This window comes from Methylosoma difficile (genome assembly GCF_054657615.1).
Genome location: NZ_BAAHYJ010000001.1, coordinates 967,963 through 991,263, shown reverse-complemented (window position 1 = coordinate 991,263; position 23,301 = coordinate 967,963). Strand labels below are relative to the sequence as shown.

The 23,301-nt window shown below is 46.9% G+C and carries 21 protein-coding genes and 3 tRNA genes; 23 read left to right on the top strand and 1 reads right to left on the bottom strand.

The window, feature by feature from the left end:
• Positions 1–8: 8 nt before the first annotated feature.
• The 7 genes from pabC to ACYQ1O_RS04810 all read left to right on the top strand — a co-directional run bounded on the left by pabC (position 9) and on the right by ACYQ1O_RS04810 (position 6,087).
• The gene (pabC, locus tag ACYQ1O_RS04840; protein ID WP_459990497.1) at positions 9–857 is read left to right on the top strand and encodes an aminodeoxychorismate lyase; all 849 of its coding nucleotides are present in this window, start codon (positions 9–11) and stop codon (positions 855–857) included.
• A complete protein-coding gene (mltG, locus tag ACYQ1O_RS04835) occupies positions 847–1,860 on the top strand; it encodes an endolytic transglycosylase MltG (protein WP_459990496.1) in 1,014 nt (337 codons plus the stop codon). Before pabC ends, mltG begins: the two co-directional genes overlap by 11 nt.
• Positions 1,857–2,480 carry a dTMP kinase gene (tmk, locus tag ACYQ1O_RS04830; RefSeq protein ID WP_459990495.1) on the top strand — a complete coding sequence of 208 codons (624 nt, stop codon included), beginning with the start codon at positions 1,857–1,859 and terminating at the stop codon, positions 2,478–2,480. The genes mltG and tmk overlap by 4 nt, the downstream gene beginning before the upstream one ends.
• Positions 2,477–3,481, top strand: coding sequence for a DNA polymerase III subunit delta' (locus ACYQ1O_RS04825; RefSeq protein ID WP_459990494.1), 1,005 nt, complete (start codon positions 2,477–2,479; stop codon positions 3,479–3,481). Before tmk ends, ACYQ1O_RS04825 begins: the two co-directional genes overlap by 4 nt.
• Positions 3,462–3,812 (top strand): PilZ domain-containing protein, encoded by a 351-nt coding sequence (locus ACYQ1O_RS04820; RefSeq protein WP_459990493.1) that lies wholly within the window; start codon positions 3,462–3,464, stop codon positions 3,810–3,812. Before ACYQ1O_RS04825 ends, ACYQ1O_RS04820 begins: the two co-directional genes overlap by 20 nt.
• A 9-nt stretch (positions 3,813–3,821) precedes the next feature.
• Positions 3,822–4,595 (top strand): TatD family hydrolase, encoded by a 774-nt coding sequence (locus ACYQ1O_RS04815; protein WP_459990492.1) that lies wholly within the window; start codon positions 3,822–3,824, stop codon positions 4,593–4,595.
• 91 nt (positions 4,596–4,686) lie between these two features.
• On the top strand, positions 4,687–6,087 hold the full coding sequence (locus tag ACYQ1O_RS04810; RefSeq protein ID WP_459990491.1) for a mannose-1-phosphate guanylyltransferase/mannose-6-phosphate isomerase: 1,401 nt from the start codon (positions 4,687–4,689) through the stop codon (positions 6,085–6,087).
• 72 nt (positions 6,088–6,159) lie between these two features.
• On the opposite strand, the gene rimK is transcribed toward ACYQ1O_RS04810, so the two are convergent.
• On the bottom strand, positions 6,160–7,086 hold the full coding sequence (gene rimK / locus ACYQ1O_RS04805) for a 30S ribosomal protein S6--L-glutamate ligase (RefSeq protein ID WP_459990640.1): 927 nt from the start codon (positions 7,084–7,086) through the stop codon (positions 6,160–6,162).
• 215 nt (positions 7,087–7,301) lie between these two features.
• On the opposite strand from rimK, the gene ACYQ1O_RS04800 reads away from it, so the two are divergent.
• The 16 genes from ACYQ1O_RS04800 (at position 7,302) to ACYQ1O_RS04725 (ending at position 23,299) form a co-directional block, all read left to right on the top strand.
• A complete protein-coding gene (locus ACYQ1O_RS04800) occupies positions 7,302–7,616 on the top strand; it encodes a redoxin domain-containing protein (RefSeq protein WP_459990490.1) in 315 nt (104 codons plus the stop codon).
• On the top strand, positions 7,606–7,851 hold the full coding sequence (locus ACYQ1O_RS04795; protein WP_459990489.1) for a thioredoxin domain-containing protein: 246 nt from the start codon (positions 7,606–7,608) through the stop codon (positions 7,849–7,851). The genes ACYQ1O_RS04800 and ACYQ1O_RS04795 overlap by 11 nt, the downstream gene beginning before the upstream one ends.
• A 33-nt stretch (positions 7,852–7,884) precedes the next feature.
• The gene (locus tag ACYQ1O_RS04790; RefSeq protein ID WP_459990488.1) at positions 7,885–9,057 is read left to right on the top strand and encodes a phosphoglycerate kinase; all 1,173 of its coding nucleotides are present in this window, start codon (positions 7,885–7,887) and stop codon (positions 9,055–9,057) included.
• Positions 9,058–9,254: 197 nt separating this feature from the next.
• Positions 9,255–9,506: a DNA-directed RNA polymerase subunit omega gene (gene rpoZ / locus ACYQ1O_RS04785; RefSeq protein ID WP_459990487.1), complete on the top strand. Its 252-nt coding sequence runs from the start codon at positions 9,255–9,257 to the stop codon at positions 9,504–9,506.
• Positions 9,507–9,522: 16 nt separating this feature from the next.
• On the top strand, positions 9,523–11,685 hold the full coding sequence (locus tag ACYQ1O_RS04780; protein ID WP_459990486.1) for a RelA/SpoT family protein: 2,163 nt from the start codon (positions 9,523–9,525) through the stop codon (positions 11,683–11,685).
• Positions 11,686–12,083: 398 nt separating this feature from the next.
• The gene (locus ACYQ1O_RS04775) at positions 12,084–12,968 is read left to right on the top strand and encodes a response regulator (protein ID WP_459990485.1); all 885 of its coding nucleotides are present in this window, start codon (positions 12,084–12,086) and stop codon (positions 12,966–12,968) included.
• A gap of 62 nt (positions 12,969–13,030) precedes the next feature.
• Positions 13,031–13,441 (top strand): response regulator, encoded by a 411-nt coding sequence (locus tag ACYQ1O_RS04770; RefSeq protein ID WP_459990484.1) that lies wholly within the window; start codon positions 13,031–13,033, stop codon positions 13,439–13,441.
• Between the two features lie 27 nt (positions 13,442–13,468).
• A complete protein-coding gene (locus ACYQ1O_RS04765; RefSeq protein WP_459990483.1) occupies positions 13,469–13,993 on the top strand; it encodes a chemotaxis protein CheW in 525 nt (174 codons plus the stop codon).
• A gap of 60 nt (positions 13,994–14,053) precedes the next feature.
• Positions 14,054–17,647: a hybrid sensor histidine kinase/response regulator gene (locus ACYQ1O_RS04760; protein WP_459990482.1), complete on the top strand. Its 3,594-nt coding sequence runs from the start codon at positions 14,054–14,056 to the stop codon at positions 17,645–17,647.
• Between the two features lie 40 nt (positions 17,648–17,687).
• Positions 17,688–19,961 (top strand): methyl-accepting chemotaxis protein, encoded by a 2,274-nt coding sequence (locus tag ACYQ1O_RS04755; RefSeq protein WP_459990481.1) that lies wholly within the window; start codon positions 17,688–17,690, stop codon positions 19,959–19,961.
• Between the two features lie 329 nt (positions 19,962–20,290).
• Positions 20,291–20,482, top strand: coding sequence for a carbon storage regulator CsrA (csrA, locus tag ACYQ1O_RS04750; protein WP_459990480.1), 192 nt, complete (start codon positions 20,291–20,293; stop codon positions 20,480–20,482).
• A gap of 8 nt (positions 20,483–20,490) precedes the next feature.
• Positions 20,491–20,582: transfer RNA gene (locus ACYQ1O_RS04745), tRNA-Ser, on the top strand.
• An 83-nt stretch (positions 20,583–20,665) separates the two neighbouring features.
• Positions 20,666–20,742: transfer RNA gene (locus ACYQ1O_RS04740), tRNA-Arg, on the top strand.
• Positions 20,743–20,758: 16 nt separating this feature from the next.
• Positions 20,759–20,834, top strand: a tRNA-Asn gene (locus tag ACYQ1O_RS04735).
• Positions 20,835–21,122: 288 nt separating this feature from the next.
• Positions 21,123–22,337 (top strand): HsdM family class I SAM-dependent methyltransferase, encoded by a 1,215-nt coding sequence (locus tag ACYQ1O_RS04730; protein WP_459990479.1) that lies wholly within the window; start codon positions 21,123–21,125, stop codon positions 22,335–22,337.
• A gap of 68 nt (positions 22,338–22,405) precedes the next feature.
• Positions 22,406–23,299, top strand: coding sequence for a phosphoribosyltransferase-like protein (locus ACYQ1O_RS04725; protein ID WP_459990478.1), 894 nt, complete (start codon positions 22,406–22,408; stop codon positions 23,297–23,299).
• Positions 23,300–23,301 lie beyond the last annotated feature (2 nt).

Here is a 23,301-nt window from a genome sequence, read left to right as displayed (position 1 = left end):
CCCTGCCCATGTTTTTGGTCAATGGCGCAAGCGCAACATCTATCGATATTGCCGACCGAGGCCTTCAATACGGCGACGGGATATTTGAAACCCTCGCCGTCATTAACTGCACCCCCCTTTTTCTTGATCTACATATCGCCCGATTAAACAACGGCTGCGAGCGCTTGGGCATACCTACGCCTAATCGGGACACGCTTATTGATGAAATTGCCTATTTGTGCCAACAAATTCCAAGCCAATTTAGCCATCGTAATGGTGTCATCAAAATCATCATTACACGAGGAACAGGCGGTCGCGGCTACCGTCAACCCGAAACGATAACTACAACACGCATTATCAGCCTACATCCTTACCCCAATTACCCAGAAAACTTTAACCAGCAAGGTATTCGTACCCGTTTTTGTCAACACCATCTGGGACTTAACCCCACTCTAGCCGGCATGAAGCATTTAAACCGGCTTGAACAAGTATTGGCGAGAGCAGAATGGCAAGATAACACCATTCAAGAAGGCATCATGCTCGACCTCAATGGACATGTCATTGAAGGCACAATGAGCAATTTGTTCTACGTAAAAGACAACACCTTCTATACTGCTTGCTTAACTTATAGCGGCATTGCAGGCATTATCCGACAATGCCTCATCAACTATGCCCAACAATTAGGCGTTATGGTCATCGAAAAATTTTTCACACCCCATGAATTGCTGGCTGCCGATGAGATACTGGTCTGCAACTCCATTATCGGCATCTGGCCTGTGGTCGATATTGAAGGGCAAGCTTTTGGAATCGGCCCGATAACTCGACAATTGCAAACAGCTCTGGCGAAACAGATCCAGGAAACCAGCCATGCGGGCTAAACAAATATTTTCACTGACAGTCATCTGCATGCTATTTGGCTGCGCCACAGCCTGGCTTAGCTTTGTAACCGCCCAACAAACGCCTGTGGTCGGCAACACCATCGTCACCATTGAAATCAACAAAGGCGATTCCTTCAAACGCATTACTGATAAGCTTACCGAACAACACGTCAATATAACGCCTCTGTGGTTTAAGCTGATTGCCTTCCAGCAAAAAACTTATCTGAAACTCAAGGCGGGTGAATACGACCTAAGTGCTGGCATGACTATGCCACAAATACTATTGCTGTTCGCCCAAGGCAAAACCAAAAAACATGCCATCACTTTTCCTGAAGGCTGGAGCTTCCAGCAATTTCTTGATGAATTGCAGAAAAACCCTAATATTGAACACAACCTTAGCAAAAACTCGGATACGTCCACCTGGCAACAATGGCTGAATCAACAAAACAGCCCATACACGCACCCGGAAGGCCTGTTTTTTCCTGACACCTATTATTTCAGCAAACATACCAGCGATAGCGCCATATTAAAAATGGCCTATGAAAAAATGCAACAAGTGCTGGCTCAAGAATGGCAGAAAAAAGCTGATAGCTTGCCGGTCAAATCGGCGTATGAAGCCTTAATCCTTGCTTCGATCATCGAAAAAGAAACCGGTGTCGCTAGCGAAAGACCACAAATTGCCGGTGTTTTTAGCAGGCGCCTGCAAACCGATATGCTGCTACAGACCGACCCAACCGTCATCTACGGCATGGGTGCAAACTACCACGGCAATATCAGCCATGAAGATTTAATTACGCCGACCGCTTACAATACCTACCAAACTAAAGGCTTGCCGCCCACCCCCATCGCCATGCCGGGGCAAGCAGCCATCCATGCTGCACTGCACCCCGACAATAGCACCAATTTGTACTTTGTTGCCAAGGGTGACGGCACGCATGTATTTTCCTCAACCCTAGAAGCCCACAACCAAGCCGTCAACCTTTACCAAAGAAAACAACCATGAGTTTAGGAAAATTTATCACCTTAGAAGGCTGCGAAGGCGTAGGCAAATCGACCAATCTGATCTTTTTAAAAGAAGTTTTGGAACAGCGTAAAATTCCCGTCACCGTCACCCGCGAACCTGGCGGCACCCAACTGGCAGAACATCTGCGGCATTTGCTGTTAGACCCCGACAGCGAAGCCATCTCCAAAAAATCCGAATTACTGCTGATGTTTGCCGCACGGGCACAGCACATCAAACACGTGATCCAACCCGCTTTAGCGAAAGGCAACTGGGTCTTATGTGACCGCTTTACCGACGCCACCTATGCCTATCAAGGCGGTGGACGCAACATGAAAACAGCCAATATCGAATGGCTGGAAAACTTCGTCCAAGGCAAATTAAGGCCGGATTTGACCATTTTGTTAGACGCGCCCGTCGAAATAGGTATGAAACGGGCGCAAAAACGTATCGTCACCGACCGTTTCGAATCCGAGGAACTGAGTTTTTTTGAGCGCGTCAGAAGCGGGTATTTGGCTCTGGCAGAAGCCTACCCTGAACGCATTAAAGTCGTCCACGCCAACAATCCCTTGTCGGACGTGCAGGATGCCATTATTGAAGCCTTAATGCCGTTATTCAAATGACCGACTTACACAGTTGGCAGCAGCACGACTGGAAACGGCTTTGCCAATACCACACCCAAGCACGAATACCGCAAGCCTTACTTATCCATGGGCGCAACGGCCTTGGCAAACACCTGCTTGCCCGACAATTTGCCGCCTCGCTCCTCTGTGCCTCGCCACAAACTGACCATTTGGCGTGCGGCAACTGTAAACCTTGCCAGCTTTTCCAAGCGGACACCCATCCGGATTTTTACAAACTTAACCCCGAAGAACCCGGCAAAGCTATCAACGTAGATGCCATCCGCCACCTGATTGGCGAATTAAGCCTAAAGCCGCAATATCCGCAATACCGCGTCATCATCATTAACCTTGCCGAGCAAATGAACTTAAAGGCGCAAAATGCCTTTTTAAAATGCTTGGAAGAACCCGCTGAACGCAGTGTCATTTTGTTGATAAGCGAACGCCCTGCCAAACTACCCGCCACCATTGCCAGCCGTTGCCAACAATTTGCCGTCAGTACACCACCCAAAGCCGATACCCTCGCTTGGTTAGCAACACAAAACCCACAAAGCCAAGCCACTTTAGCCCTGCAACTGGCGCAAGGCGCACCGATTAACGCGCTAGCCTATTGTGACGGGCAGCAATTCAAGCAACGCCAAGACTGCTTCCAAGCTTGGTTAGCCGTCAGCAACCGGCAACTATCACCAACTCACGTTGCCGAAAACTGGCAAAAACTGCCGGATGCGCAATTATTGGCATGGCTTCTTTCGTGGCTAAATGACTTAGCCAAATGCCATTACCAAGCCGAAGACAAGCAATTACAAAACGTCGATTTGCAACAAGCCTTGCAAGTACTGGCACAACGGTTAGAATTGAACAACGTATTCAAACATTACGACTTAATATTGGATCGCTATCAATTACTCGATACCACCATCAACAAACAACTCATGTTTGAAGAGATTTTAATTCACTGGCTAGCCATCAACAGAAGCACCCAACATGTCAGACCCAACACCTAGACAAGGCATCTTGTCGCTCAACATCAAAGATAAAAACGCACTTTATGCCGCTTACATGCCCTTTATTAACGGTGGCGGCTTATTTATACCCACTAACCGTGACTATGAAATGGGACAAGAAGTCTTTATTTTGCTGGGTTTAATGGAAGAAACCGAACGCTTCCCCATTGCCGGCAAAGTGGTCTGGAAAACGCCACCACGGTCGGAAAACTACCGGGCCGCGGGAATTGGCATCCAATTTACCGACCAAAACGGCAACATCGTACGCGCCAAAATTGAAAATTATCTGGCCGGCGCACTCGGCTCCGAGCGCAGCACCCACACCATGTAACCCAAAACTATGTTCATCGACTCGCATTGCCACCTTGACCGCATCGACCTTGCGCCGTACCAAAACAGTTTCGCCAACTTTGTAGAAGCTGCCAAAGACCAACAAATTGACCGCATGCTGTGCATCGCCATCGACATGGAAGCCTATCCAGCCATGCAAGATTTGGTCGCGCCTTATCCCGACATATACCTCAGCGTGGGCGTACACCCAAACGTGCAAGACGGCAAAGACCCTAGCACCGATGAACTCACCGCCTTAGGTGCCGACACCAAAGTTTTGGCAATTGGCGAGACAGGCTTAGATTATTTCCGTAGCGAAGGCGATTTAAGCTGGCAACAGCAACGCTTCCGAAACCACATCCACGCTGCCAAAACTTTGGGCAAGCCGCTCATTATCCACACCCGCGACGCCCAAGCCGACACCTTGCGTATCTTGGCAGAAGAAGGCGCGGCAGAAGTAGGCGGCATCATCCATTGCTTTACCGAAGACTGGGCATTTGCCCAACAAGCGTTGGACCTTAACTTTTACATCTCGTTTTCAGGCATTGTCACCTTCAACAACGCCAAAAGCATTAAAGAGGTGGCGCAGAAAGTGCCTGCCGAGCGCTATTTGATTGAAACTGATTCACCGTACCTAGCCCCCGTCCCGCATCGAGGCAAGCCCAACTACCCCACTTATGTGTGCCATGTCGCCGAATGCATCGCCAATTTACGTGGTGAGAGCCTTACGGAAGTGGCAAAACAATCCAGCGACAACTTTAATAACCTGTTTAAATTAGCATAAATGGCTCAATTGCCGTACGATTAACACTATTGTCCGATTAGCTCATTACAATTTGCCTTTATCATCACCCCCCCTAAAGGAGCAGCGCCCCATGATTCCTGTTATCTTATCCGGCGGTTCCGGCACACGGTTATGGCCTTTATCGCGCAGCCAATACCCCAAACAGTTTTTGCCCCTGGTTTCTGACTTCACCATGGTGCAAGAAACTGTGCTGAGAATCCAATCAGTACCCGGCATGAAAGCGCCGATTGCCATCTGCAATGAAGCACATCGCTTTTTAATGGCAAAGCAGCTGCATGAAATTGACGCCATCCCTTCGGCAATCATCCTTGAACCCATGGGGAAAAACACCGCCCCTGCAGTGGCTATGGCGGCCTTATCAGCCTCCTCTCCCGATGAAGTCCTGCTAATTTTGGCAGCCGATCATGTCATCAGCGACACCAGTGCCTTCCAATCAGCCATTGTCAAAGCCGAGCAACTTGCCCTACAAGGCTTATTAGTCACCTTTGGCATCGTACCCCATTGCCCAGAAACCGGCTATGGCTACATTAAGCAAGGAAAAGCCACCGGACACAGCGCCTACCAAGTCGCTTCATTTGTCGAAAAGCCAGATTTGGCAACAGCTAAGCATTATTTAGAATCAGGCGAATACCTTTGGAACAGCGGCATGTTTGCCTTCACGGCGGGCAGTTTTCTTGAAGAGCTGGAAAAATTCAATCCCGACATGCTCAGCTGCTGCCGTCAGGCCATTGCCTCAGCCAAAGTGGACATGGATTTTGTCCGCGTCGACAAGGAGATTTTTTCAAAATGCCCGTCCGACTCGATTGACTATGCAGTCATGGAAAAAACCGACAAAGCCGTGGTTATCCCATTAGACGCGGGCTGGAACGATGTCGGCTCTTGGTCGGCATTGTGGGAAGTGCGGGAAAAAGACCGGCAAGGCAATGCCATTCACGGCGATGTCATTACCATCAATACCCAAAACTCACTGATCCATGCCGAACATAAACTGGTCACCGTTATTGGTCTGGACAACGTCATTATTGTGGAAACGAAAGATGCGCTGATGATTGCCAGCAAAGACAGCGTGCAAGATGTGAAGGAATTGGTCGGGAAGTTAAGCAAAGCCAACCGCGATGAAGTCAACATCCATCAAAAAGTCTACCGGCCGTGGGGGCATTATGATTCGGTAGACACCGGCGACCGCCACCAAACCAAGCGGATTGTCGTCGATCCGGGGGCGAAGCTGTCTTTACAAAAGCACCACCACCGCGCCGAACATTGGGTCGTTGTCAAAGGCACCGCCTTAGTAACCAGAAATGACGAAAAAACCCTGTTGTTTGAAAATGAGTCGATCTACATTCCCTTAGGCACCGTGCATTGCTTGGAAAATCCGGGCGTCATACCACTGGAAATTGTCGAAGTGCAATCCGGCACGTATTTGGGTGAGGATGATATTGTCCGTTACGGCGATCAATACGGACGGGTTTGACAGCAACTTAACGGCAATCTCTTTCGGGGCTGACAAGACACTGTTCCGTCGCACCCGCCCCGAAAGCAATTGTTAACCTTTGCCGCGTGTACGGGTCAACGATTTGTCTTTAGACGCTTCCAAAGTCTCAAAGCGTTTTTCGATAAATTGGATAATCAAATCGGCAATATCTTTTTCGCTAGCGGTTTCAATGCCTTTTAAGCCGGGTGAAGAATTCACCTCCATAATCACCGGGCCGTGGTTAGACCGCAGCATATCAACACCACAAACATTCAGACCCATAATTTTGGCGGCCCTAACAGCGGTCGAGCGCTCTTCTGGCGTTAGCTTGACTAACGAAGCTGTTCCGCCGCGATGCAAATTAGAGCGGAATTCACCCTCTGCCCCTTGGCGTTTCATAGCCGCCACAACCTTGTCGCCGATAACAAAACAGCGAATATCGCTGCCGCCCGCTTCCTTGATAAATTCCTGAACCATAATATTGGCATTTAAGCCCATAAAGGCCTGGATAACACTCTCAGCGGCATTATGCGTTTCCGCCAACACCACACCAATGCCTTGCGTGCCTTGCAGCAACTTAATCACCAATGGTGCGCCACCCACCTGGGCAATCAAATCGGCAATGTCGTCAGGATTGTTGGCGAACCCCGTGACAGGCAAGCCAATTCCTTTGCGCGCCAACAGCTGTATGGAACGCAATTTGTCGCGCGAGCGGGAAATGGCCACCGACTCATTCAGCGGAAACACATTCATCATCTCAAACTGGCGCAGCACCGCGGTGCCATAGAACGTTACCGATGCACCAATGCGAGGGATGACCGCATCAAACTCGGTTAAATCTTCGCCACGGTAATGGATGGAAGGGCTGTGCGAGGTAATGTTCATATAACAACGCAGAACATCTAACACCCGCACGTCATGACCACGGGCTTGAGCCGCCTCAACCAGCCTGGCTGTCGAATAAAGTTTTGGATTGCGGGAAAGAATGCCGATTTTCATAATCTCTGTAAAAGGCTGGGGAAAAAAGCCCATTTTCTCATGAATCACAACAACAAGCATTACAAATACCGTTAGAGTCAGCACCTGTCCTGCTTGGTAAAAAAAACAACCCATAAATGATAGGTTTGCCTTCCGCAATTAACGCAATCCCGACAAATTTTGTTGTACAGTATGGTTTTTATCCGCCCAACCAGAAAAACGATAAGGACTTGACCATGGCAGCCCTGCAACCACCCGTCTGCGAATTTGGCAAAAAAGCACCCGATTTCAATTTGCCGGGCATCGACGGCAGGCATTGGTCTTTGCAACAATGCATGGGCGCAAACGGCTTGTTGGTTATGTTCATCTGCAACCATTGCCCTTATGTCATTGCCATCCGCGAACGGATCGTCAGCGACGTTCTGGCATTAAAAAACGTCGGCATCGAATCGGTCGCCATTATGTCCAATGATTTCATCAGCTACCCCGAAGACTCTTTCGACAACATGCGCCGAACAATTCGCCTACCCGTTCCCGTATTTGCTCGATGAATCGCAATCCATCGCCAAAGCTTACGGCGCCGTCTGCACGCCTGATTTTTTCGGCTATAACACCCATTTTGAATTGCAATACCGGGGGCGTTTGGACGCCAGTCGCAAGGAAGCCGCCCCAGCTGATACAATACGCGAATTATTGCTAGCCATGAAGCAAGTCGCTGAAACGGGGCAAGGCCCAACACAGCAGACCCAGAGCATAGGTTGCTCCATCAAATGGAAACAAGACTAACCCTTTAATTTTAACAAGCAGAGAGAATTGAATATGTCGATTAAAAGAATGGCGGATTTGGATTTGGCTGGCAAACGCGTGTTGATTCGCCAAGACCTGAACGTACCGGTCAAAAACGGCAAAGTCACCAGCGACATCCGTATCCAAGCCAGCGTACCCACGATTGAATTGGCTTTGGAAAAAGGCGCTGCGGTCATGGTGCTTTCCCACTTAGGCCGTCCAGAAGAAGGCCATTACGATGAAGAATCCTCATTAAAACCGGTTGCCGAGCGTTTGGCAGAATTGTTGGGCAAGCCTGTTCGTTTGCAAAAAGACTGGCTAGACGGCATTGAAATCGCGGCAGGCGAAGTGGTGCTGTGCGAAAACGTGCGCTTTAACGTGGGCGAAGAAAAAAACAGCGATGCCTTAGGTGAAAAAATGGCGGCCTTGTGCGACGTGTTCGTGATGGATGCCTTCGGCACCGCACACCGCGCCCAAGCGTCAACCCACAGCGTCGCCAAATTTGCGCCGATTGCCTGCGCTGGCCCGTTGTTAGCGAGCGAATTGGATGCCTTGGGCAAAGCCTTGGAAACCCCAACCAAACCACTGGTTGCCATCGTTGGCGGCTCTAAAGTTTCGACCAAACTGACGGTATTGAAATCCTTGTCAGAAAAAGTGGACCAACTGATCGTCGGCGGCGGCATTGCTAACACCTTTATTGCGGCAATGGGCTTTCCGGTCGGCAAATCCTTGTACGAACCTGACCTGATCGAAGAAGCCTTGCGCCTGATCGCCGAAGCTAAAGCCGTGGGCGCAGACATTCCTATCCCAACGGATGTGGTTTGTGCAAAAGAATTTTCCGAAACAGCCGAAGCCACAGTCAAACAAGTGGCAGACGTTGCCGAAGACGATTTGATTTTGGACATTGGCCCCGATACAGCCAAGCATTACGCAGAAATCTTAAAATCTGCCGGGACGATTGTTTGGAATGGCCCTGTCGGTGTGTTTGAAATTGACCAGTTCGGTAACGGTACCGAATCATTGTCAAAAGCCATTGCGCAAAGCCCAGCCTTCTCTATCGCAGGCGGCGGCGACACCTTGGCAGCCATTGACAAATACGGCATCAACGATGAGGTCTCCTACACATCAACCGGCGGCGGCGCTTTCTTAGAGTTTTTGGAAGGCAAAGAACTGCCTGCCGTTGCCATCTTAAAATCTCGCGGCTAATCCCAAACCCGCAAAAAAAGGCTGGCAGTAATAAAATTGCTGCCAGCAGCAATTTTATTACTGCCAGCAGCAACAAAAATTATCCTGTATTGTCAATACGATGTGGTTTAAAGCCGCCGTTATCCTTATAATGGTTGCCCTCCAATCACTTTTTCAACCCTTTCGGGTTTAATACCCGTTAACCTTCAGGAAAAAAAATGGCACGCGTAACCATCGAAGATTGTCTGGAACACGTAGAAAATCGCTTTAAACTTGTCTTATTGGCAGGCACTCGCGCCCGTCAACTGAGCCACGGCGCCACCGAATTTATGCCACGCGGCAAAGATAAAGACACGGTTCTGGCATTGCGCGAAATCGCCGCAGGCCATGTGACCGAAGACAATATTGCCTCATTGCATAAAGTCACTGAAAACCACGACTACAACCCACCTGTACAACCTTTGTTCTAAGCGTTAAATATTTGTTATGTTGCAGTTAGCCGAACCTATTGACCGCCCAGAAGACAAGCTGATCGCCCAGCTGAGCGGCATTTTGTCAGGCTATCTGGAACCTAGCCAAGTTAACGATTGCGTCCGCGCTTACGAATTCGGCGCCGCCGCCCATACCGGACAATTCCGAAAATCCGGAGAAGCCTACATCTGCCATCCGGTTTCTGTCGCCATCAGCTTGGCGGAAATGCGCATGGATGCCAACGGCATTATGGCAGCCATCTTACATGATGTGATCGAAGACACACCTGTCAGCAAAAAAGAACTGGCCACCACTTTCAGCAAAGAAGTAGCTGATTTGGTCGATGGTGTCACCAAATTAAGTAAAATCGGCAGTAAATCCCATGCCGAAGCCCAAGCAGAGAACGTTCGTAAAATGTTTCTGGCAATGGGCAAGGACTTACGCGTGATTATGGTCAAACTGGCTGACCGCCTCCATAACATGCAAACCTTAGGCGTGATGCCGCCCGAAAAAAAACGCCGCATCGCCCGCGAAACCCTCGACATTTACGCGCCTATCGCCAATCGCCTGGGCATGAACAGCATCCGCCACAAGCTGGAAACCTTAAGCTTTGAGGCCATGTACCCTCGCCGCTACACCATCTTGCAAAGCGCTGTCAAAAAAGCCCGGGGCAACCGCAGTAAAATTGTCAGCTCCATTGAGGTCGCCATCAAAACCCGCTTGGAACAGGCCGAACTGGTTTGCGAAGTGTCGGGTCGTGAAAAAAACCTCTACAGCATTTACCAAAAAATGCTGCATAAAAAAGTGTCCTTGTCAGAAGTGTTTGATGTATATGCGTTCCGCATTTTTTGCAGCAACGTCGACAACTGCTACCGTATCCTCGGCATCATCCACAACTTATACAAACCCATACCAGGCCGCTTTAAAGACTACATTGCCCTGCCCAAGGCTAACGGCTACCAATCGCTGCACACGATTGTCATCGGCCCTTACGGTTCGCCCATAGAAGTGCAAATCCGTACCCATGACATGCACCGTATGGCGGAATCGGGCATTGCCGCGCATTGGCTCTACAAGTCGGATGACGACAAATCAACAAAATTCCAAGCCCGCGCCAACGAATGGCTACGAGATTTGCTGGAAATCCAGCAATCAGCAGGCGACTCGCTGGAGTTTATCGAAAACTTAAAAATCGACCTGTTTCCGCAAGAAGTCTTTGTATTTACACCTAAAGGCAAAATCATCAAAATCCCGCGTGGTGCAACCGTGGTCGATTTTGCTTACGCCGTGCATACCGACGTAGGCAACGCCTGCGTATCCGCACGCATCGACAAACAGTTGGTACCCTTACAAACCAAACTGGAAAACGGCATGACGGTTGAAGTCATCACCACGCAATGGGCAAGACCCAATCCGCTGTGGCTCAACTACGTCGTTACCGCCAAAGCCCGCTCCAGTATCCGCAACTACCTCAAACACTTCAAGCAACAAGAAGCCATTAGCTTGGGCAAGCGTTTGCTTGAAAAAGAACTGCAAGCCATGCATGTGCAATTGGAAAACATCACCACCACACGCATTGATGCATTGCTGAAAATATCATCAATGAACACGTTAGACGAATTGCTGGAAGATATTGGCTTAGGCAATAAAATGCCGTTCCTGATCGCCAAATGCTTAACTCAAGACGACATCAACGCCAACATCAAGCTTAATGACGAAACCCAAACCAAAAAAACGCCACTGATTATCAAAGGCACGGAAGGCATGGTCATTACCTTGGCAAAATGTTGCCGACCCATTCCTGGCGATTCCATCATTGGCTTTTTCAACCCGGGCAAAGGCATCGTCGTACACGACCACGAATGCCGCAACCGCTCGGTATCCAGAAAACGCCATACCAGCTGGCTGGATGTGGAATGGAGCCATGAAGTGGTCGGCGATTTCCCCGTCGATCTGCGCATCGAAATCCTCAACCAACGCGGTTCATTAGCCACTGTAACAACCACTATTTCTGATGCGGACTCCAACATCGAAAATGTCACCGTTGTCGATCAAGACGAAAAAGTCAGTGTTGACCTCATCACCCTCACCGCCAGGGACAGAACCCACCTCGCCAAAATTATGCGCCGCTTAAAAGATTTGTCGGTGGTGCTAAAAATTACCCGCGTCAAAGCTTAAATAAAGCCTTTTACCAGCCAAGCCGAATAAAGCAGGCATCATTTCCCTTATCAATAAAAAGGTAACTGTCTTTTTTGGCTAATAAGTGACCATTTTTGTCAGCTTTAGCCCATAAATAGTCAGTTACTACAAAAAAAACCAATGTAGAACTGAAGGTTCATATGAGCCATCTTTGCAGGCCTTTCCGCACAATAAAACAAAGCAGTTCTCAAAACCGAAAAAAACATCCAAACAACAGTCTTTTTTAAAATTACTGGCACTCATATTGCTTGAAAAGACTTACTATCATCAAAAACCAAGCATTCAATTAATGGCTGCGGAATATAAAATAGAAAAATAAATTTATTTATATTCAAGCCCTTAAGCGTGCCAACCATACATTTCATGGGTAACAGACTATGCTAACTAACAATCTCCAACAAACAGCCATGCCACACCGTCGTTATTCGGTGGCCATCTTAGGTTTTGACGCGCCACAAGAAGAAAAGCTGACCACCATTCTCCAAAGCAACCAACAAAATACCAAAAGCTACACTATTATCAGCAACACCAACGTCCATGCCGATATTCTATTAGTCAATTTCGACAATGTTGCCGCCATCAACAAACAAGCAGCCTTGCTTGCCATTAACCCATCTGCAAAAACGGTCGCATTTAGCCGTGGCCCTCTAAGCAACCCACCTGCCTACCATATCCGCGGCATAGTCACCGCATCTCGATTGCTAGGCATTATCGATACCATCAAACATCCAATTGATGACGCCCCTATCGCCGAAAAACCAACCCAACCGACCAGCCATTTGAGCATTGTTCCGAATGCACCGGCACAAGAGACAGCTTACCCAACCGAACAACCAGAAAAAATAGATTTAATTTCAATAGGATACAAAGCACTTGTAGTTGACGACAGCCTTGCCATCCAAAAATCTATCGAAGTAAAACTGGTCGAACTTGAACAAATCAGTGGCATCGATTTCGCCGCCAGCGGGGAAGAAGCCCTGGAAAAAGCCACACAAGACCACTATGACCTGATCTTTTTAGATGTCATGATGCCCGGCATAGACGGCTACGAAACCTGTACCCAGCTCCGTAAAATTGCCGCCTACAAGCGCACACCCATTATTATGGTATCCGGCAAAACCTCGCCGCTTGATGAAGTAAAAGGCGTTATGGCCGGCTGTACAACCTACCTAACAAAACCAGTAAAAGATGACGCATTCAGCAAGCTTAGCCAACGCGTGCTAACGTGGCTGGATAACCAAAAAGAATCCAAAAATCTATAAAAAGCAATCAAAAACGCTGCCAATGCCCCCTTGCCTTGGGAGAGAAGCAAGGGAAATCGGTATTGCCAGCCAAACAACACACCTTAGAAACAAACTTAGAGGCAATAATTATGGCTATTCAGAAAATTCTTATTTGTGATGACTCGCAAACCGACTTGGCAAATCTCAGGATTGCACTACAAAATACCAGTTGCACCTTAATAACAGCCCATAATGGTGCGGAAGCAATTGCAAAAGCCAAATCAGAGCAACCTGACGTTATTTTCATGGATATCGTCATGCCGGGCATGGATGGCTATGCGGCATGCCGCAGCTTAAGGGAATCGCCAGAGACAAAACACATACCCGTTATCTTTGTAAGCTCAAAACACCAAAAAGCTGACCGTATCTGGGCACAAATGCAAGGTGCAAAAGACCTTGTGGGCAAACCTTACGAACCCGACCAAATCACAGCAGCCCTCGCAGGCCTTTAACCGCTGACAACATTTGTCATAAAAACTATGGACTCAGAACCGCTAACAGAAGTACCCAATCTATCAGCTGGCAAGTCAACAGAAGAAATCGACCAGCCAACAGACAACACACCTAATGCATTTGAATCGCTACACCTAGGTTTTCGGATGGGCGACTTGGGTTTTTTAATTTCTACCCAAGTTTTTTCCGAAATCATCACAACGCCTCAGGTAAACCCACTACCCAAAGTTCCTGAGTGGTTTCTTGGCCTGCAAAACCTACGAGGCAATGTCATCCCTGTTTTGGACTGGCTGCTCTATTTGGAACAGCCTCCTAGCCAGCAAAATAAACGCCAACTGGTTGCCCTCGACAAAGGCGACAAAACCGTAGCGATATGGGTAGATGGCTATCCAGAAATCATCAGTAACTTACTCATCAAGCCAGCCACCATCCCTCTGTTGCCTAGCAAACTACAGGCTTATACCCAAGAGGCTTTCGAATACAAGCAGCAGATTTGGTTAAACCTAAAGCTTGGCGATTTTTTAAAAAATCTAGGCCAGCAATTACGATAAAAACCAGCGTTTCGCCCCTGCCCTGTAGGACGTCACCCCAACCCCTGAACGATTGCCAATATGATTGAATCTCCAGACCTGCAATCCATTGCCGCTTTTGCCGTAGAACTAGAAGCCTTCGCCGACCAAGCAGCAAGCTCAGAAAACTACGGCTTACAAGATGTTTGCCTACTACTTAGCGAAGCCTTGGCTGCTTCGCAACCAGAACAACTGGATGCCGAGAGTATCAGCCTGCTTAACAACTTCCCTGAACTCATCAACACCTATTGGCAATTCCCACAAATTACCGCTCCGCAGCTACTCGCCACCCTTTGCCATCCCAGCTTTAATATTGAACTGAGTCCAGACGAAATTGGCATGCTAAGCTCGGCATTATTACTAGGCAGCGACAACGGGCTAACCGATACGGAAAACACCGTCAGTCCCGCCGAACAAACCCAATTTATCTGTGCAATCGCCGAACAATTGGCAGATGAAGCCGCCAACCAAGGCCTTTATGGTGTGCAGGATGTCTTCTTGCTGATTGGCGAAGCATTAGCGAACTTGCAGACGCTCTCAGACGACTTACAAACAAGCCTTGGTAATCTGCCGCTGCTTTACACAAATTACCTGGAACAACCCGACTCCGCCACCGAAGCGCTGCTCGCCTGCTTATGCCATCCCGAACTGGGCATTATCTTAGAGGCGGAAGAACTTGAATTAATTTCAAGCCAACTACTTCCACCCCCTACCGAGCCAAATCTGGACGAAGCCCATATAGACACGCCAGAAATTGAACCTTTCGAAAGCCTCTCAGGCCATCTATCCGGGCTGCCAGGGCTTATTCAACAAACCCAAATTCTAAAAGGCTATGTAGCCAATATACAGGCTGATGATGCCGTCCAACAGGCTTCAAGCAGACAATCACTGGAAGACCAGCTGTTCCGTTTTTCAGATGCCGCCATGCTAGCCGAGCTTTCTGGCCTTGGCTTGGCTTGCCATCAAGTTATCGCCAACCTGGAAAAACTTAGCGAAACGGACACCAACCTCAACGCTGCCCATTTGGCCTTGCTAAGCGACTGGTTGGCTTGCTCCTACGACTACCTTCAAGACCACAGCAATGAAGACAGTATTATTGCCCTGCTCATTAAGCTAGGCGACCCTGATTGGCCTTCCCCCCTAGTTCCCGAAGATGCCATGCAAATTCTGGCGAATCTGCGGCAGGAGGACGCAACGCATTACTTTGCGGAAAACTCGCCAGCAAGAATGCAAATTGCCAGCGAAGACGACATATCTTTGGCTCTACCTGACGATGTTAACCAAGAGCTGTTGTCCATCTTGCTGCAAGAGCTTCCTGAACAAACGCTGCAATTCTCCGAAGCCATCCAACGCCTGCAAACCCATAGCAACCCCAAAGACCTGGAAATCGCCCAGCGTATCGCCCACACAATTAAAGGCTCAGCCAATACTGTAGGCATTACAGGCATTGCCACCCTTACCCACCAGCTGGAAGATATTCTGGTGGCCTTTGCCGATGCTGGAAAAAGCCCAACCATCAACTTGCTCAGCGTATTGTCAACCGCAGCTGACTGCTTGGAAGGCATGAGCGAATCGTTGTTAGGCATGAGCGCACCACCGGATAATGCCAGAACCGTATTGCAAAATATTCTCGACTGGGCCAACCGCATCGACCAATCAGGCATTGATGACTTAACCGACCTAGCAACGGAAGCACTTCCCGTTGCAGACACAAGCAACACCCCAGCAGCAACGCCCACACCCATTAGCACTTATGACAATGAAAACGAACAAGCGCCAGCTGCCACATCGTTAAGGGTTTCATCCGCCCAAATAGAAAACTTGTTCAGGCTTTCTGGCGAAAGCATTATTATGAACACCCAAGCCATTGAACGCCTGCGCCAACTCAAACACCAATTGCAACTCATGGAACAACAGTTCGAGCTGCTGCAAAAACTGGGTGATGAATTGGATCAAATGATCGACTTAAAAGACTTGTCAGGACGCTCGCAAGCCCATGTGTCGGCAAGCTTCGACTCACTGGAAATGGACCAATACAACGAGCTGCACACTGCCAGTCGCCGCATGGTAGAAGCTGCCGTCGATGCCCGCGAAATCAGCAAAGATGCCAAAAAAGATTTGGAGCAAATGGGCGAACTGCTCGATCTTCAACAACGTATCGTTATCGACAGCCAAGAAGCAGCCATGCAAACGCGCTTGGTCTCCATTGCCAGCATTGTTCCGCGCCTGCAACGCAGTCTTAGACAAACCTGTCGTCTAACCGGCAAGCAAAGCGATCTAAACATTACCGGCGAACATCTGCAGATTGACGGCGACACGCTGAACGCCATGATTGACCCCTTAATGCACTTGCTCCGCAACGCTATCGACCACGGACTGGAAGCGCCTGAAGAAAGGCTGGATATTGGCAAATCTGAAACAGGATTCGTCACCATCAGTTTCGAACGCGAAGGCAACAGCATTTTAGTGCGTTGCCAAGATGACGGCCGTGGCCTCGACTTCGCCGCCATTCGCGCATCTGCAGAAAAAAAGGGCCTCATAACCCCCGACCAAAAGGTGTCCGAAGACGAACTCAAACGCCTTATTTTGCGCCCTAACTTCTCCACCCGCAGCCAAACCACCCAGACATCAGGCCGTGGCGTCGGCATGGATGTGGTGAATTATCAAATCAAGCAACTGGGCGGCACCTTGTCCATGCACAGCCTCGCCGGACAAGGTTTAGCGGTCGAACTTAAAATACCATTGCCGCTCAGCCGCTTACATGCCTTGCTTGCCAACATTGGCGGCTACAAAGTTGCCATCACCAGCAAAGGCTTGGTGCGGGTACATTTCCCAAATCTGGGCGAAATTACCGAAACCGAAAATGGCCTGCAACAAATCACCATTGAAGAACAAAGCTACCCGCAACTGGGTCTACACAGGGTACAAAAGCACCCGCTCATCAATCTACGCAGCCTGCTGCGCATTCCCGAAAAGCGCAATAAAGTCCGCACACAAAACCAAAGCCCTGTCTTGCTAGTGGAAAACGACGGTGAAATCATGGCGATACAAGTCGATTCACTGATTGGCAGCATGGACTTAGTTATCAAAAACTTTGGTTTCTACTTACAAAAAATCCCAGGCTTTGCAGGTTCAGCAATTTTAGGCGATGGTAAAGTCGCGCCCGTTTTAGACCTTCCCGAACTCATCAGAACAACCATCCTCGACGAAATTGACCATTCGCACGAACGCTCTGCGCCTGTAGACGAAGAACAGGTACCAACCATTTTGGTTGTCGATGACTCCCTTAGCCAACGCCGTGCCTTGGAACAATTGCTTAACGATGTCGGCTTTAAAACCCGATCCGCACGCGATGGCATGGAAGCCGTAGAAATATTGGGCTTATTTAAACCTGATATTGTCTTAACAGACCTTGAAATGCCACGCATGAATGGTATTGAGCTTGCCACCCATATTCGTAGCAAAGAAAACCTGCAAAATCTGCCCATCATTATGGTTACCTCGCGTACTACTTTAAAGCACCGCGAAATGGCAGAAGCAGCGGGATGCAACTATTATTTGACCAAACCCGTACGGGAAGATGATTTACTCGAAAAAATTATTAGCCTTATTGGCGAAATCACCCCGAGCAACTAAAGAATAAAACAAATTAACCATCTATTTTCAGGAAAACAACATGAGCAAACAACAAGTCAGCCTGTTTAGTCGGCTCTCCGTAGGGAAAAAATTCTTTATCCTAGGGGTTATCGCCTTCTCTCTCGTCGGGATTGCTTTTTACTCTTTCGTAGATACCCAACTACAAAAAATCAATGTCACCAAACATGAACAACAAGGCTTAATACCGGCAAAAGAGCTGATTGCGCTTGCACAAGCGCTACCTAAGCACCGAGGCTCATCAACCGGATTGCTCAGCGGTAATGCAGCCATGGAAAGCGAAGTAAAAACCAGTCGTGCCGCCGCCGATCGACATTTCTCCGCCTTCGATGCCCTTAGCAAATCCATCACCGATCCAGAATTGTTAAAAACGTGGAACAGCATCAAAAGTGATTGGCCAGCCATCATCAAAAATTTTGATAACCGCACCAGCAATGCCCAACAAAACTTTCAGGCACATACCCAACTGATCGCCAAAGTGTTGGATTTGCTGGAACAGGTTGCCGACTACTATGGTTTGTCATTAGACCCCTACCCAGAATCTTACTTCTTACAACGCGCCTTATTAGTCGAAGCCCCCATGCTGACCGAATACCTCGGACAAGCGAGAGGCTGGGGTACTAGCTTATTGGCAAAAGCCGCCAAACAAGCCGTTGCCAAGGCAGCCACTAAAGAAGGCGAAGCAGCCCCTGCACCGCAAGCCACTATCACCCTACAAGAGCGCGGACGTTTGGGCTTAATGACCAGTATCGCGACCTCTAACCTAAGCGAAGTCAAGAAAACCTTTTCCAAGTTTTTCAAAAGCAACAAAGCGCCTCTGACAACGCCATTAGATCAACAACTGGCCACGTCAACGGGGCTCATCGACAAAGCCCTTGCCTTGTCAGAATCGGAAATCATCAGTAAATCGACGCCTAACTTTGCCTCCACGGAATACTTTAACCAGTACACCAAGGCAATCGATGAAATGTACAAAACCATGGATATGGGTATTAAAGAACTGGACACCACCTTTAAAAGGCAGATCAACACCGCCACTGAAAAACTGCAAGTGGTCTCGCTCATCATTTTATTGCTGATTTTGGTCGCCGCCCTCGTCGCGTTTTTAATCGCCAACTCCATCACCCGCCCCATCAACTACTTGGTAGGGGTTATCCAAAAACTGTCAAGCGGCGACAGTAGCGTACGCGCCAACTTAGAAAGCTTTGACGAAATCGGTCTATTAGGGCGTCAATTTGACATCATGGTTGACCAAAACAACCTGATTAAAGAAGACATCCAACGCGAAAACGAAGCCTTAAACAATTCCGTCATTGAATTGCTGTACGCCGTAGCAAAACTGGCACAAAAAGACTTGACCACCAAAGTGGAGGTAGCGGAAGACGTCACCGGCCCAGTAGCGGATGCGTTAAACTTGCTGACCGACGAAACCGCTAAGGTTTTGAACCGTGTAACCCAAATTGCCAACGAAGTCGCCGACGTATCACAACAAGTACAGACCCAATCAGCCCATGTTATTCATGTTGCAGAAGAAGAAAAGCAAGAGGTTGAACAGGCCTCTAACGAATTGGAAGCCTCATCAAAAGCCATGATTGACATTGCCCGGCTCGCTTTCTCCTGTAACCGCGCCGCAGAAAAAGCCATCAAATCCACCGACAAGGCACAAGAAACGGTATTGGACAGCGTACAAGGTATTACCGGTATTCGTGACACCATCCGCGAAACGGAAAAACGTATCAAACGCTTGGGTGAACGCTCACAAGAAATTGGCGGCGTTGTTAACCTGATTAATGATATTGCAGAACGTACCCACGTCTTGGCACTCAACGCGTCTATGCATGCAGCATCCGCCGGTGAAGCGGGACGTGGTTTTGCGGTCATTGCCAACGAAGTACAAAAACTGGCGGAAAACTCCCGTGAAGCGACCTCAAAAATTTCTTCGCTGGTCAATAACATCCAAGTGGAAACAGCCGACACCGTCACCACAATGAATGATGCTATCAGCCAAGTGGTAAAAGGCACCGACCTAGCCCAACAAGCGGGCGAGCAAATGCGGGAAACCCGTGACACCACAGCCGATCTTGTGCAACTGGTGCAACAAATTGCCACAAGCTCGACCAACCAATCAGAAACCTCGCAACGTCTGGTAGAACGCGCCAAGCAAATTCAAAACAGTACCGACCAAACCTACCAACAATTGCAAGACCAAGGCAAACAAACCGAATTGCTGGTAAACCTATCAGATTTGTTGGTAGCAGCCGTAGGTGTCTTCACACTACCCAAAGACAACATCTAACAAGATATTATGATGCATATCTAAAAAGTGATACGGGAGGACTTTATCTTTTTAAAGTCCTCCCCCACTTTCATTTTTCAGTGGTGGCATTTAGTCCTCAACCGCCCTGCTAAAAATAGGAACGGCACTGACAACAAAGTAGATATTCATTTAGCCAAAAAACATCTAAGCCTCTAAAACAGCACAAAAAACAGACCAGATAACAACCTAAACCACCTAAATACCGACAGGTTTTGATTTTTATTTAGTGAAAAAACTGTTATCATTGACAGCGTAAGTTGGTTGCTGTGTAAGAGCAGTGAGATTTTAATGAAAATTAGGGAGATGCCATGCTTATATTGACTCGCCGAGTAGGAGAAACTTTAATGATCGGTGATGAAGTAACAGTCACTGTTCTAGGCGTAAAAGGAAATCAAGTCCGAATTGGTGTCAACGCCCCGAAAGATGTCTCCGTTCATAGGGAAGAAATTTACGAAAGAATAAAAAAGGAACAATCTGAATCAACCGACTCCAACGGTTAAAAATTTCAGGAGGGATGGCCGAGAGGCTGAAGGCGCTCCCCTGCTAAGGGAGTATGGGCTTTAACTCCCATCGAGGGTTCGAATCCCTCTCTCTCCGCCACATTAGTAAAAAATTATCTTTGTTTAGCAACAAAAATAATTGACAAAACATAAAGTAACAAAGATAATAAGCGGCTCAATTAAGCGCCCGTAGCTCAGCTGGATAGAGTAATCGGCTACGAACCGATCGGTCGGGAGTTCGAATCTCTCCGGGCGCGCCAATCAATAAAAGTTTAATCCCCTGTAGCTCAGTCGGTAGAGCGGGTGACTGTTAATCACTAGGTCGGCGGTTCGAGCCCGTCCGGGGGAGCCAAGTAAATCGAGGGTCTGTAGCAATGCAGACCCTTTTTTTTGCCTTGCGTCCGGTCAACCTCCGGTACTGTTGGCTATTGGGCCACTGGCTCGGCTTTTCTAAATTAAGTTTTATGATGGCGCCTAAAACCAGCATATTCAGTTTTATGCGCCTCTCCTCAAAAAAGACTATATTTCTGATATATTTTTCATTTTGTATTCTCCAAACCGTATTTACTATGACCTTCATTTTTTTTGCTAGAATACCTGTCATCATTCAGTTAGAAAAATCATAAATGGCATATTAATAATGCGCTTATACAGCTCTTCCAAAACTTCTGATTCATTAGGACGCTACTATACGAAACCAGCTGTAGGGAAGTTACTTGTGAATTCAATGGAAATAGAATCTCCAGCTATTATCATGGATATTTGTGTTGGTGATGGTGCTTTGGTGAGAGAAGCAGCAAAACTTTGGGAGAAAAGCAGTTTCATTACAGTTGACATAGAAGAGAACGGAAAAGACATTTTATTTCAAACGCTAAGCGGACGAAAAGTCACTCATTATGTTACCGATTCTCTTGATTTTAACTTAGCAAAGAGTCTTGGTGTCCAATGGGGTCAAGCTGACATTGCTCTCTGCAATCCACCTTATATAAGGCCTAAATGGAAAAATCAGTTTATGGATATTCTTGAAGATGCGGGGCTAAATCATGTTTTGCCTAAAATGCGTGAAATTCCTGCCGATTTACTTTTCATTGCTCAAAATCTTCGATTATTGCGACAAGGTGGACGATTAGGCTTGATTCTGCCTGATGGCATTATCGCCGGGGAAAAATTTTCTGTATTTAGAAAAACTTTACTTATGAAGTACCAAGTTGAAAGTGTAATTGAATTACCTCGTAGAATTTTCAAGAATACCGATGCTAAAGCACATATTCTCATACTTTCAAAGCAATGCAACACATCCGAATTAATTTCTATTCAACGACTTGAGAAAGATGGAAGACTTTCTCCTAAATTTGATATTGAAGTAGACATTGCAGTAAAACGACTTGATTATTCTTATTTTTCTCAATACAAGAAAAATAAGAATAATAATAAACGAAAAATTAACGACGTAGTTATTGAAGTATTTAGAGGCGGTTATTCATCAATTGATAGAAAATCAACAACTTTTCCTGTTTTTCATACAAGTGATTTTTCAATCGACAGCGCATTTGTACCTCAAAAATATCAATTATCCCCTGATAAAGTAAAATGTGTAATTGGAAAATTTGCTATAGCAGGTGATATTTTAGTTGGTAGAATTGGAAGAAATTTGAGTCAAAAAGTTTGTATGGTTCACTCAGGAAATGTGGCTATCTCAGATTGTATATTGCTACTTAGAGTTTTGCCTGAATACAGACAAGCTGTGTTTACTTATTTAAAAAGTGAGTCAGGGCGTTTGGCACTTGAAGCAGGAACCCATGGAGTTGGTGCAAAATTTTTAACTGTAAAGTCATTAATTGAAATCGAATTTTAATAAGTGATGTCACAAATTTTACTTTGTAAACAACAAACCTTGCTCCGATATATCGAGAATTATAAATAATGCACATACCAATCGAGCCAAGTAAAGATGATTTAAATCTGAGAAATATAATTAAATTACTTTGCACGACTCAAATTCGCCAGCCATTAAAACTTGAACAAATAAAAGCATGGTTAAATCAATTTGAAAAGGGCTCTGAAACAATTTTAGCTCTATTGATTTTAAGATTTTTAATTTATAGAACGTCGGATCAATTAGCTTCATCATTAAAACAGGCTCTCAAATGTGCTGCTTTAAATTTTATACCTCAGAATGAGTTGTTAGAAACTTATGATTGGAGAGAAGTTTTAAATGGCACTTATAAGGGATTAGATTTTTATTTTGGCCCAATAAAGCATGAAAACTCAAAACCTGGAAAAAGTGGGGAGATCATTACTAGATTAGTAAAATCTTGCTTAGACCTCGACTCATGGGCTTTAGACTATCCAGATCAAATTACTAAACTTTCTGTAAATCAAAGATTCCTCTTAGTTGATGATGGAGTTTATACAGGTCACCAGATAAATGATTTTATTAATGTTCATGGTGAATTTATGACTTTAAACTCACAAACTGGCATTATAGTTGCTATGGCTCATGATAGTGGAGTTGAACTTTTAAATAAAAATTACCCAAACATCCCTATTTTTTGTGGAGAACAAATAACTCCTAAAAACTGTTTCGAAATTATGTCTAAACAATGGATTGAAGACAAAGTTTGGCCTTATAGAGATATAACTCCCTTAGATCAATATTTAGAAATTACAAATAATAAAGCACGTTTTGAAAAATCAATGCCATTAGGATATGGAAATCTAGGTTGCCTAATCGCTTACGATCATGGAATACCAGATGATTCGCTGCAATTACTCTGGGATAAATCAGAAAATTGGAAACCACTCATTCCGAGATAATT